The following is an 11,733-nucleotide window of genomic DNA, read 5'->3' on the forward strand; positions in this document are numbered from 1 at the left end:
ATATTTTTATATAATTATTTCTTATTCTAAATTTAATATTTCTACCTGTTTATAATCTTTATACGATGACGTTATTACTTTTTCGCCTGCTTTTAATCCGCCAAGGACTTCATAATATAACGGATTTTCTCTCCCCAGTTTGATTGCCCTTCTTTCTGCTTTGTTGCCATTGAGTACAAAAATCCATTTACCATTGGTTTCTTCATAAAAACTTCCTTTTGAAAGCACTACCGTCTTTGTTTTTTCCGACAGATTTAATTTCACCCCAAAACTCAATCCTTGTTTTAAATCCAGTTTTTCGGAGGAAACAAAATCCAATTCTACTTGAAACCTTCCATTTTTGATCTCCGGAATTACTTTGGTTATTTGAACTTCGATGGCTTTGTTTTCAAAATCCACTGTTCCTTTTTGTTTCTCTGCAATCTTATCCAAATAAAACTCATCAACATCAGCTACTAATTTATACCCTTTTCTATCATCAATAAAACCAATGCTCGTGTTTTGCGAATAAGTTTTCCCGAGTATCGGCTCGAATGAAGAAAGCCTTCCGGAAATTGGTGCTGTTATTAGAAAATTCTTTTTGTTTGTCCTTAGTATGTCCAAACTTTTGTTCATGATACCAATGGATTGGTTGAGTTGCCCAATCTGAATTTGATTTGCTAGTTTTTCTTTTTTGACACTTTGTTTGATGATGTTCATGCGCTCCTTTTGAAAACGATAATTCTCATTGGTCTTTTCCCATTCGTTTTTAGAAAGTATTTCTTGTTCAAAAAGTTTCTTGTTCAATTCGAATAAATTTTTAGCATCGAGATAATCATGTTCTATGGCAATTAAGTCTTTTTCTAAATTCAATTCTTGATTTCTTAAATCGAGTTTGGCTTTGTTCAAATTATTGATTTGTTCGATAATCGCTGTTTCCTGTTGCATATATGCTAGCTCTGCATTAGGATTATATAATCTTGCCAGTGGTTGCCCTTTGATAACCATATCTCCATTTTCGACAAATATTTCCTGAACGGCCCCACCTTCTATGATATTAATTAACATTGAGTTTAAGGGAATTGCTTTTGCCTGAAAAGACATGAAATCTTCAAAAAAATTATTTTCAACCATCTTAATCGTGATTTCGGCTTTTTTTACGTTCAAACTTCTTTTTTTGGTTGCAGAAGTAAAGACAAAATACCCGAAGAGTAAGATAATTGGCAAAGCAATTAAAAGATACTTATTTTTGTTAGTTTTACTTGTGATTACGGTGTCCATTGTTTATGATTTGATAAGCATGAAGAGATTTTCGTGCCAAAAACTTAAACATTGTAACAGCCTTATTTTTAAGTTTTTATTTTTAATGCAATTTTAATGTTGTTCATTATTGAACACCTTTTGTCCGAAACCGAACAGTAATGAAGAAGACCAACGCCTCAATATTAGTTATAGATGACCAAGAAGACATTCTTTTTGCTTCCAAAATGCTCCTTAAAAAGTATTTTGAGAACATTTACACGCTCAATAACCCGAAAAATGTAGTTGAATTATTAGCAAAAAACACAATAGATGTCGTTTTGCTGGATATGAATTACAGAATAGGATTTGAGGATGGAAAAGAAGGTTTGTATTTATTAAAAGAAATAAAAACACTTTCGCCAAAAACCGTTGTTATTTTGATGACCGCTTTTGGCAAGGTTGAAACAGCTGTGGAAGGTTTAAAAGCAGGCGCTTTTGATTATATTTTAAAGCCTTGGGAAAACGAAAAATTACTTAGCGTTGTTAAGCAAGCTGTCGATAAAAGTCGGAAAGAACAAAAGAAACCAAATGTTATTGAGAGTGTCGATGATTTTTTTGTTGGTAATTCGGATGTTATAAAAAAGGCGTATTCTTTGGCAGATAAAGTTGCCAAAACAGATGCCAATGTTTTAATACTTGGAGAGAACGGAACTGGTAAGTATGTTTTGTCACATCATATTTATAGTCAATCAGAAAGAAAAAATAATCCTTTTATCCATGTTGATTTGGGTTCGTTGAATTCCAATATTTTTGAAAGTGAATTATTCGGTTATGCCAAAGGTGCTTTTACAGATGCCAAAATCGACACTCCCGGACGTTTTGAAATGGCTCAAAACGGGACTATTTTTTTGGATGAAATAGGAAATGTTCCGTTGCATTTACAATCTAAACTCTTGCAGGTTATTCAAACTAAAACAGTAACCCGATTGGGAGAATCAAAAGCAAGACCGTTGAATGTTCGCATCATCACGGCTACGAACATGGATTTGAAACAAGAAGTTGCCGATAAAAATTTCCGTGAAGATCTATATTATCGCATCAATACTATGGAGATTGTGTTGCCTCCATTGCGGGAACGAAACGAAGACAAAATCCCTTTGGCGCACTATCTTTTGCGAAAAATGATTGATAAATACTCTCGAGAGGAAATCATTTTTGACGAAAAAGCATTGGAGCAAATAGCAAAGCACGCTTGGAACGGAAACATTCGAGAAATGGAAAACAGAATAGAACGTGCCGTGATTCTTTGTGAGAACAATCATATTACCGTTTCCGATTTGGACTTGGAGCAAATAACAACTTACGAGGATAATCAAGATGATATTCAGCTTTCGGCTGTAGAAAAATCTGCCATCGAAAAAATCCTGTTGAAGAATAACAATAACATCAGTAAAACAGCTGAAGAATTGGGGTTATCAAGAGCATCCTTATACCGTCGTTTAGAAAAATATAACATCAGCACCAATTAATATGTTTACATCCTGGAAAATATACCAACTACTTTTTGCTCGATTGATTTTTATTCTTTTCGTTGCTGGAATTTCCATCTTTCTTTTTCAAAAAGAATTGGTTTTTACAGCAGTATTTAGTCTTCTTATCATTTTTCTGCTCCTAGTTGAAATATATTTTTACATCAAAAATGCCTTTTTGCTTTATGACAGAACGATTACTTCGATTTTGCAAAATGATTTTACTTCGGATTTTTCAAAACATAAATCGTATCAAAACTATTCCAACTTATTCAAGTTGTATGAAACGCTGAAAAACAAAGAAAATGAGCAGGTTTCAAAAGATATTGTGTATCGTTCTATTTTGAATAATATTGAAACGGGAATTATTATTCTGCAAAAAGACAAAAACGACTGGAATATTTTTTTGATGAATGACTATTTTTCCAAGCATTTTGATGTGCCAAAAGTCTCCAAATGGAAGTATTTAAAAAATCATTTGCCTTCGTTATGTAAAATTATGGAGGAACAGAATTTTCAGGAAATCAAAACGTCATTAGAGATCCGCGTTAATCAGCAAGACACGCAAACATTTGTGATGCAAACGTCGAGAAGTGAAATTTACAATCGGGATTATTTTATTGTTTTACTGGATTCGATTCAAAATGTAATCGAGAAAAAAGAGAAAGAAGCTTGGATCAATTTGATGAAGGTGATTTCACATGAACTTTTAAATTCAATAACTCCTATTCGATCACTTTCGCAGAATTTACAGGATTTGGTACAGCAGGAAACTATTTCTTCAGAAGATTTAGATGATATGAAAAGCAGTGTTGCTACGATGTTGAGACGAAGCGACCATTTACAACAATTTGTAGAAAGTTATCGCAAACTAGCCATGTTGCCATCTCCCAAAAAAGAAAAAATAGAATTATCAAAATGGATTGAAAACAGTTTTCAAATCATGTCGCCTATTTTCAAGCAAGAGCAAATAGAAGTTCTCAACACGATTGCTTTCGACCGCAGGCTAAATATTGATCCACAACAAATGGAGCAAGTATTGATTAATCTTTTGACGAATTGTATCTATACTTTGAAAGAAACTCTAAATAAACAGATTATTATTTCCGCAGAAATCAAAGAAAAGAGAACTTTTATCATGATAACCGATACTGGAAAAGGCATCGAAAAAGAAATAGAAAACAAAATATTCTTGCCGTTTTTCACTACTCGAAAAGAAGGTGCCGGAATTGGATTGACGTTGTCCAAAAGCATTCTTGAGGCTCATGGCGGCTATCTTGCGTATAGAAATGACGATGAAAAAACCACTTTTGTAATTTGTCTGGTTGATGATTAATCTAAAATCGGAGAAATATAAGGCATTAAAACTCCATTATTTATAATGGAGTTTTTTTGTAACTGTTTACGAGGCATTTTCTCCAAGATTTGAAGAAGCCACTTTTACAATAGTTTTTATAAAACTATATGATAACTACTATCTAATTCATCATAATAGAGTTTGTAATTAATAATAAAAATAGTTCTATATTAGCAAGAAAAAGTTCAATTTATAGTATAAGACCAATCAAAAATAACAGTATTCAAACTGTTTTATATCTGAACAGCTATTTAAATTCAAACTGTAAAAAATGTATAATTTAGAAAAAGAAATTTATTTAGGAAATTCAAAAAATGTATATAATAAATCTGACGGTATTTCTATTATAGAAACTGAATATCAAAATAAAGTATATGAAGGTTGGCATTCTCATAAAAATGCACATATTACCTTATTTTTGAAAGGAGGAACAATTGAAAAAAGGAAAAAGGAAAATTTTTCAGTTTCACCAGGAACAGTATTGTTTTATCATAGTGATGAACTCCACTTAAACCAAAATACGCTATTCCCATCAAAAAATATAAATATAGAAATAGACGAAAATCATTTTAATGAATTTGAAATTACTGAAGAAATCTTAAAAAAAGGAACTGCTGATACAGTAAAAACAAAATTATTTATTCTAAAAATATATAATGAATGTTTAATTGGAGATGTTTTTTCTAAAGATTCAATAAATATGTTATTCGCAAATTTAGCTTCAAATCAAAATTATCTAGAACAATTTTCAAAATGTCCAAATTGGGTAAATTCACTATATGAATTATTAAATGATTGTTGGAGTGAAAACCCAAGTTTAAATGAGTTATCCAAAATTTTAAATATAAATCCTATATCTATTTCAAAACATTTTCCTAAATATTTTGGATGCACTTTAGGAGAATATATCAGACGATTGAAAATAGATAGATCGCTTACTTTAATGCAACAACCTTCTTCATCATTAACCGAAATTAGTTTTGAATGCGGATTTGCTGACCAAAGTCACTTTATTAGAACATTTAAGCATCAAACAGGATTTTCACCAAAAAAATTTCGAGATTTATAATTCAAAAGGCAAATTTCATTCTATTTTTAAAATTCTGATGCTATTATTTTTGTAATCAATCTTAAACAATTAATTGTAAAAATTTATGGAATCAATTACTACTAAACAACGAATTTTAAATTTCCCTTTAACTAAAATCATGCTAGGTCTTTTAGTATGTTTTATTGCTTTTATAATGGCTCAACAATTTGCAACAAAAATATTTGAATTAATTATTCCATTAAATAGAAATTATAGAAACCTAGGAAAAGGAATAATCGCATCTACACTAGTAATTAGTGCGTACATCTATTTTTTTAGAAAATACGAAAAAAGAGAGATAACAGAATTTTCAAGTAAGGGAGTAATCAAATATATTATAGTGGGAACACTTATAGGTGCAATATTACAGAGTCTGACAATATTAGTGATTTTTTTTAATGGTGGTTTTGAAATAGTTTCTATTAATCCTATATCCAATATAATCATTCCGTTCACAATAGCTTTTACCGTTGCAATTTTTGAAGAAATTTTGATTAGAGGTATTATTTTTCGAATAATTGAAGAAAAATTAGGGAGTTATTTCTCTTTGTTAATTTCAGCAATTATTTTTGGCGCATTGCATTTAGCAAATCCAAATAGTACGCTAATATCTGCATTGTGTGTTGCTGTTGAAGCTGGATTATTAATCGGTTTGGCTTATATTTACTCTAGGAGCTTATGGTTTCCAATAGCGATACATTTTGCTTGGAATTTCATGCAATCAGGTATTTTTGGAGCAATCACCTCTGGTAATGAAAAAACATCCAGCTTATTCACCACTAAAATAGTTGGGAGTAAATTAATTACTGGTGGAGAATTTGGACCAGAAGGAACGATACAAGCCATTATCTTTTGTTTATTCGCTTCAATCATTTTATTGCAATTATGCAAAGATAAAATGATAAGTCCAAAATGGAAAAATTAAGCTGATAACAATGGAATATTCATAAGAAACAAATGAACACTAGTGCTTTTTAAATCGTTTTAATCATGTATTTCAATAATTTTGGATGTGTTCGACTCCTGTTTTACAATTTCAAAAATTACTTTTATACAAGTTAAATTAGAGCAGAGAAATACTCAATAATAAAATATTAATTCTAGATTATCAAAAAGTTTATATTGGTTGCTATAATAAAGCTTAAGTTATTTTAGCCTTTACTACCCGTTAATTTGGTATTTAGAAATTCTACATAAATAGCATCCAATTTTTCGAACCATAAAAAACCTCCAAAATCATACGCCTTTGGAGGTTTGTAATTTTTTGTGGCCCTCACAAACCTGTTTGCGAAATATTTTCTACAAGGATTTGAAGAAAATTTCAATAAAATAGCTCCGAGAAATCCTTTCTATTTCAATTTGAAAAAGTTGTTTTGTGCTTTATCTTTTATCTTAAATTTGCACAACTATTACAATGGATAAAATGTTGAAAATATAAATTTATCTCATTAAATTATATAGAAGTAGTGATTATGATTTTCACTACTTTTTTATTATTAGGCCGAGCATTAATTGCATGGCTAAGTTTTTTTTACAGAGAAGAGTAGACATCATGTTAAATAAAGAAGAAGTCAAAAAAGTGGAAAATGAAGGAGCAAGCTGGACTATTTGTTTAGAATGTCAGGGACGAGGCAAAAAAAATCGAGGGCTTACCACCAAAGCACGACTCCACTACAAGAGAGCATTAGATCAATTTGAAAAAACGAATGGCGAAGGGACAGCTCCAGTTCGACCTAAAGGACACCTACACTCCTGCTTGAACTGTTCCGGATCTGGGCTACTTCGTTCTGCCCGTCCTCCTATTGCGGATAAAGAAAACTACCCACACGTTGCTATTATTGGTGGTGGTATAGGAGGAGTTGCTCTAGCTGTGGCTTGTTTACACCGCGGAATCCCTTTTACCCTTTATGAGCGCGATAGTGACTTCAATGCTCGATCCCAGGGCTACGGACTCACGCTCCAACAAGCTAGTAAAGCGATTGAGGGATTGGGTATTTTTTCCTTAGAAGAAGGGGTGATTTCAACAAGACATTTGGTTCATACTACAGAAGGAAAAGTAATCGGTGAATGGGGCATCAGAAAGTGGATGCAGTCAGATGCAAAAACGTATTCGAAACGTACAAATGTGCATATCGCACGGCAATCTTTGCGATTCGCCTTACTTAAGCAGCTCGGCGGACATGACGCTGTACAATGGGGACACCAATTAGTAGATTTTAAAGAATCTGAGAATGACGGTGTTGATCTCAGCTTTCAAGTAAACGGCGAGATGAAGAACTACAAAGCGGATCTTGTGGTTGGGGCTGATGGTATTCGTAGTTCGGTGCGAAGGTTGCTGATTGGTGCCGATATTACCCCTTTACGTTACCTAGGTTGTATTGTAATATTGGGTATTTGTCCTTTGAGTGCTCTAGAAGGGCTGAATAGTTCTTTACTGGACTCGGCCACTGTATTTCAAACTGCCAATGGCAATGAGCGAATCTACATAATGCCTTATACGTCAGATTCTGTGATGTGGCAACTTAGCTTCCCTATGCCAGAAAAAGACGCCAAGGCGTTAAGTGCCAAAGGACCTCAGGCACTCAAGGAAGAAGCTTGTCGTAGAACTCAGTGGCACAGCCCCATACCTGAAATATTAGCAGCTACTTTGGAAACTCAAATTTCTGGTTATCCAGTTTATGATCGAGAATTGCTCAGTTCAGAATTGCTAGCGAAAGCAGGAAAAGTGACTCTAATCGGAGATGCTGCTCACCCTATGAGTCCATTCAAAGGACAAGGGGCAAATCAAGCTTTGCTGGATGCGCTCAAACTGGCTCGCAGGATTTCAAGAGAATGCCGACCTTTATCCGAATGGCGAAAAGCCGGAATAAGAGAAAGTGTATTAACTGAATTTGAAGAGGAAATGTTAGAACGCTCTGCTACTAAAGTGAAAGATTCAGCAGAAGCTGCACAGTTCCTACATTCCGAAATTGTGCTTCATGAGGGTGACGAGCCGAGAGGACGGTGCCTAAAGAAAAAAGACGCATAGCAAATCCTGCGTATTTACTATTTTATCGTCCAGAGGTTTTAAAAAAGGCAAGACATAAAAAAACTCCTTAATTTCTTAAGGAGTTTCTTGGTGGGCGATGAGGGGTTCGAACCCCCGACCCCCTCGGTGTAAACGAGGTGCTCTGAACCAGCTGAGCTAATCGCCCTAGTACAATTTAGTAATTTTCATTCCCTTATTGCGAGTGCAAATATACACCTAGAAATCGTATTTACAAGCGAAATATTAAAAAAATAAAATAAAAAATAACAATAATTCTCTTTTACACTCTCTAATAGCACTTTAAATACAGGATGAAACCATACTATTTTTTTGTATTGAGTTGTTATAGTCTTACATTTGTGACATAAATTATAAATAATGGCAAGGTTTAAAGAAAATGATTTACCAAAATCAAAAATTACCACAAGTTCACTTACTAAAGCAACTCTAATATTTCAATACGCAGGAAATCATCGTTGGAAATTTTATGTAGGTTTAGTTTTTTTACTGCTAACAGGTGCAACTGCACTAGCTTTCCCTAAATTAATGGGAATGCTTATCGATTGTGTGAAAAATAAAGATAATGCACAGGCTAATTATATTGCCATGGGATTAGTTGTTATTTTATTTTTCCAATCTATTTTTTCCTTTTTCAGATTATCTTTATTTGTGAATTTTACGGAACATACGTTAGCCAATCTTAGACTAGCATTGTATAGCAATTTGGTAAAGTTGCCTATGTCATTCTTTTCACAAAAGCGTGTGGGCGAATTGAACAGTAGAATCAGCTCTGATATAACCCAAATACAAGATACCTTAACTTCCACTATAGCCGAATTCTTAAGACAATTCATTTTAATTATTGGTGGTGTTCTTCTATTGGCGAATGAAAGTATCAAATTAACGTTGTTGATGTTGTCCGTTGTTCCGCTCGTGGCTGTTGCTGCGGTTATTTTTGGACGATTTATCAGAAAATATTCAAAAAACGTTCAAGATAAAGTTGCCGAAAGTCAGGTTATTGTTGAAGAAACCATGCAAGGAATTACTATTGTTAAGGCTTTCGCCAATGAATGGTACGAGATTGCTCGTTATAATGGCAAGATAAAAGAAGTCGTTAAAATAGCCATCAAAGGAGGAAAATACCGAGGTTACTTTGCTTCATTCATTATTTTCTGCCTTTTTGGAGCCATTGTAGCCGTAGTTTGGTTTGGTGTTCGTTTGAGTATTAGTGGCGAAATGAGCGTAGGACAACTGATTTCTTTTGTATTGTACTCCACTTTTGTAGGTGCTTCTTTTGGAGGAATCGCAGAACTTTATGCACAAATCCAAAAAGCAATTGGTGCAACCGAACGTGTTTTTGAATTATTGGATGAAACTCCTGAAAAAATTAATTCAATCCAAAATGCATCCGCTGCACATAAAATAAAAGGAAATGTTACTTTCAAGAATGTAGCTTTCAGTTATCATTCGAGAAAAGAAATAAAAGTATTGAAAGATGTCAGTTTCACTGCTAATTATGGCCAAAAAATAGCGATTGTAGGTCCAAGTGGAACCGGTAAATCGACTATAGCTTCATTATTGTTGCGTTTCTATAATATTGATAGCGGGGAAATATTGGTTGACGGAAAAAATATTTACGATTATGATTTAGAAAATCTTCGAGGAAATATGAGTATTGTGCCCCAAGATGTGATTTTATTTGGTGGTACCATCAAAGAAAATATTGCCTACGGAAAACCGGATGCTACTGAGGAAGAAATTCTTTTGGCAGCAAAACAAGCCAATGCTTTAAATTTCATTGAAAGTTTCCCAGAAAAATTTGAAACTATTGTAGGGGAAAGAGGAATTAAACTTTCTGGTGGACAAAGACAACGTATTGCCATTGCGAGAGCATTGCTGAAAAATCCAAGTATTTTAATTTTGGACGAAGCCACATCTTCATTAGATAGTGAAAGTGAAAAACTAGTTCAGGAAGCATTAGAAATTTTAATGGAAGGAAGAACAAGTATTATCATTGCGCACCGTCTTTCGACTATTCGCAGCGCAGATCAAATTTTAGTTCTTGATAATGGAAAAATTACAGAGCAAGGAACACACCAGGAACTGATTGCTTTAGAAAATGGAATGTATAAAAACTTAAGTAATTTGCAGTTTAGCAATTCTTAAATTTCATTAATCATTTGACATAAAAAAACTCCATTCAATAAGCTGAATGGAGTTTTTTATGGATTTAACTGAATGCTAGAAACTGAACATTAATTCCTATTTCCCTTTTCTTCTGTTGCGTTCCGCTTTTATCATTGATAATTCCCGACTGGTTTGTCCTGCTACCGAAGTGTTTTCTTCAGCACGACGAATCAAATACGGCATCACATCTTTTACGGGACCAAAAGGGAGGTATTTAGCAACATTATAACCATTAGCGGCTAAATTGTAACTGATATTATCACTCATTCCGTACAATTGACCAAACCAAATTCTGTCATCGTTTGATTTAATTCCTTTCTCTTGCATCAATTCCATTAAAGTATAAGTGCTTTCCTCATTATGGGTTCCTGCAAAAATAGACATCGTATCTAAATGTTCAATCATGTAAAGCACAGCCGCATCATAATTTTCATCTGTAGCCTCTTTTGAAGCACATATTGGTGACGGATAGCTTTTCTCTTCAGCACGCGCAATTTCTTTTTCCATATAGGCACCACGAACCAATTTCATTCCTATGAAGAAGCCTTCTTTTTTAGCTTGTTCATGTAATTTTTTCAAATAATCCAAACGATCCCAACGATACATTTGCAGCGTATTGAAAACAATTGGCTTCTCTTTATTGTATTTGCGCATCATATCAGTAACTAAGTCATCGGCGGCATCTTGCATCCAACTTTCTTCACCATCAATAAGAAGTGCTACGTTTTTAGAATGGGCATCTTTACAAACCAAATCAAAACGTTCCACTACTATATTCCATTCTGCTTTTTCTTCGGTCGTTAAGGTTTGTTTTTCTCCTAATTTTTCATACAATTCAAAACGTCCAAACCCTGTTGGTTTAAAAACAGCAAAAGGAATTGCTTTACGCTCTTTGGCAAATTCAATCGTTTTTAAAGTCATTTCCAATGCTGCATCAAACTGATCTTCTTCCTCTTTTCCTTCCACAGAATAATCCAATACCGATGAAACTCCTTTAGTAAACATTTTATCAACTACAGAAAGGCAATCAACCTCATTTACTCCGCCACAAAAATGGTCAAAAACGGTAGCACGAATCAAACCTTCAACTGGAAGATTTGCTTTAAGGGCAAAATTAGTAACGGCCGTTCCAATTCGAACTAAAGGCTGATTATCAATCATTTTGAAAAGAAAATAAGCTCTATCGAGTTCGGTATCGCTTTTTAATGCAAACGCAACTTGTGTATTATTGAATATTTTTTCCATTTTTTGTGATATTTTTGTACAAATATAGATAGAGTTTTGAATATTATTCCCCAAAAATTACCTTATTTTGCCCTTT

General features: G+C 33.5%; 8 protein-coding genes and 1 tRNA gene. 6 read left to right on the top strand and 3 right to left on the bottom strand.

Going from position 1 to position 11,733, the window contains the following annotated elements:
* Positions 1–21 precede the first annotated feature (21 nt).
* On the bottom strand, positions 22–1,260 hold the full coding sequence (locus ACM55H_RS11815; RefSeq protein ID WP_416836679.1) for an efflux RND transporter periplasmic adaptor subunit: 1,239 nt from the start codon (positions 1,258–1,260) through the stop codon (positions 22–24).
* A 140-nt stretch (positions 1,261–1,400) separates the two neighbouring features.
* On the opposite strand from ACM55H_RS11815, the gene ACM55H_RS11820 reads away from it, so the two are divergent.
* The 5 genes from ACM55H_RS11820 to ACM55H_RS11840 all read left to right on the top strand — a co-directional run bounded on the left by ACM55H_RS11820 (position 1,401) and on the right by ACM55H_RS11840 (position 8,225).
* Positions 1,401–2,750 carry a sigma-54-dependent transcriptional regulator gene (locus tag ACM55H_RS11820; protein WP_416836680.1) on the top strand — a complete coding sequence of 450 codons (1,350 nt, stop codon included), beginning with the start codon at positions 1,401–1,403 and terminating at the stop codon, positions 2,748–2,750.
* 1 nt (position 2,751) lies between these two features.
* Positions 2,752–4,086, top strand: coding sequence for a sensor histidine kinase (locus tag ACM55H_RS11825; RefSeq protein WP_416836681.1), 1,335 nt, complete (start codon positions 2,752–2,754; stop codon positions 4,084–4,086).
* A gap of 292 nt (positions 4,087–4,378) precedes the next feature.
* Positions 4,379–5,176: an AraC family transcriptional regulator gene (locus tag ACM55H_RS11830; RefSeq protein WP_416836682.1), complete on the top strand. Its 798-nt coding sequence runs from the start codon at positions 4,379–4,381 to the stop codon at positions 5,174–5,176.
* A gap of 85 nt (positions 5,177–5,261) precedes the next feature.
* Complete coding sequence (locus ACM55H_RS11835; protein ID WP_416836683.1) at positions 5,262–6,122, top strand: CPBP family intramembrane glutamic endopeptidase; 861 nt, start codon at positions 5,262–5,264, stop codon at positions 6,120–6,122.
* A 627-nt stretch (positions 6,123–6,749) separates the two neighbouring features.
* Positions 6,750–8,225, top strand: coding sequence for an FAD-dependent oxidoreductase (locus tag ACM55H_RS11840; protein ID WP_416836684.1), 1,476 nt, complete (start codon positions 6,750–6,752; stop codon positions 8,223–8,225).
* An 88-nt stretch (positions 8,226–8,313) separates the two neighbouring features.
* Here ACM55H_RS11840 and ACM55H_RS11845 read toward each other — a convergent pair.
* Positions 8,314–8,391: transfer RNA gene (locus ACM55H_RS11845), tRNA-Val, on the bottom strand.
* Between the two features lie 212 nt (positions 8,392–8,603).
* On the opposite strand from ACM55H_RS11845, the gene ACM55H_RS11850 reads away from it, so the two are divergent.
* A complete protein-coding gene (locus tag ACM55H_RS11850) occupies positions 8,604–10,391 on the top strand; it encodes an ABC transporter ATP-binding protein (protein ID WP_416836685.1) in 1,788 nt (595 codons plus the stop codon).
* A 96-nt stretch (positions 10,392–10,487) separates the two neighbouring features.
* On the opposite strand, the gene ACM55H_RS11855 is transcribed toward ACM55H_RS11850, so the two are convergent.
* Entirely contained in the window at positions 10,488–11,657 is a 1,170-nt protein-coding gene (locus ACM55H_RS11855; protein WP_416836686.1) for a proline dehydrogenase family protein, read from the bottom strand.
* Positions 11,658–11,733: the final 76 nt, after the last annotated feature.

The sequence above is a fragment of the Flavobacterium cryoconiti genome (assembly GCF_048158645.1).
GTDB classification, from domain to species: Bacteria; Bacteroidota; Bacteroidia; order Flavobacteriales; family Flavobacteriaceae; genus Flavobacterium; species Flavobacterium cryoconiti.

What these genes read in the sequence shown, in the direction of transcription:
- ACM55H_RS11815 (WP_416836679.1), bottom strand. Translation starts at nt 1,260, where the DNA reads ATGGACACCGTAATCACAAGTAAAACTAACAAAAATAAGTATCTTTTA.
- ACM55H_RS11820 (WP_416836680.1), top strand. Translation starts at nt 1,401, where the DNA reads ATGAAGAAGACCAACGCCTCAATATTAGTTATAGATGACCAAGAAGAC.
- ACM55H_RS11825 (WP_416836681.1), top strand. Translation starts at nt 2,752, where the DNA reads ATGTTTACATCCTGGAAAATATACCAACTACTTTTTGCTCGATTGATT.
- ACM55H_RS11830 (WP_416836682.1), top strand. Translation starts at nt 4,379, where the DNA reads ATGTATAATTTAGAAAAAGAAATTTATTTAGGAAATTCAAAAAATGTA.
- ACM55H_RS11835 (WP_416836683.1), top strand. Translation starts at nt 5,262, where the DNA reads ATGGAATCAATTACTACTAAACAACGAATTTTAAATTTCCCTTTAACT.
- ACM55H_RS11840 (WP_416836684.1), top strand. Translation starts at nt 6,750, where the DNA reads ATGTTAAATAAAGAAGAAGTCAAAAAAGTGGAAAATGAAGGAGCAAGC.
- ACM55H_RS11850 (WP_416836685.1), top strand. Translation starts at nt 8,604, where the DNA reads ATGGCAAGGTTTAAAGAAAATGATTTACCAAAATCAAAAATTACCACA.
- ACM55H_RS11855 (WP_416836686.1), bottom strand. Translation starts at nt 11,657, where the DNA reads ATGGAAAAAATATTCAATAATACACAAGTTGCGTTTGCATTAAAAAGC.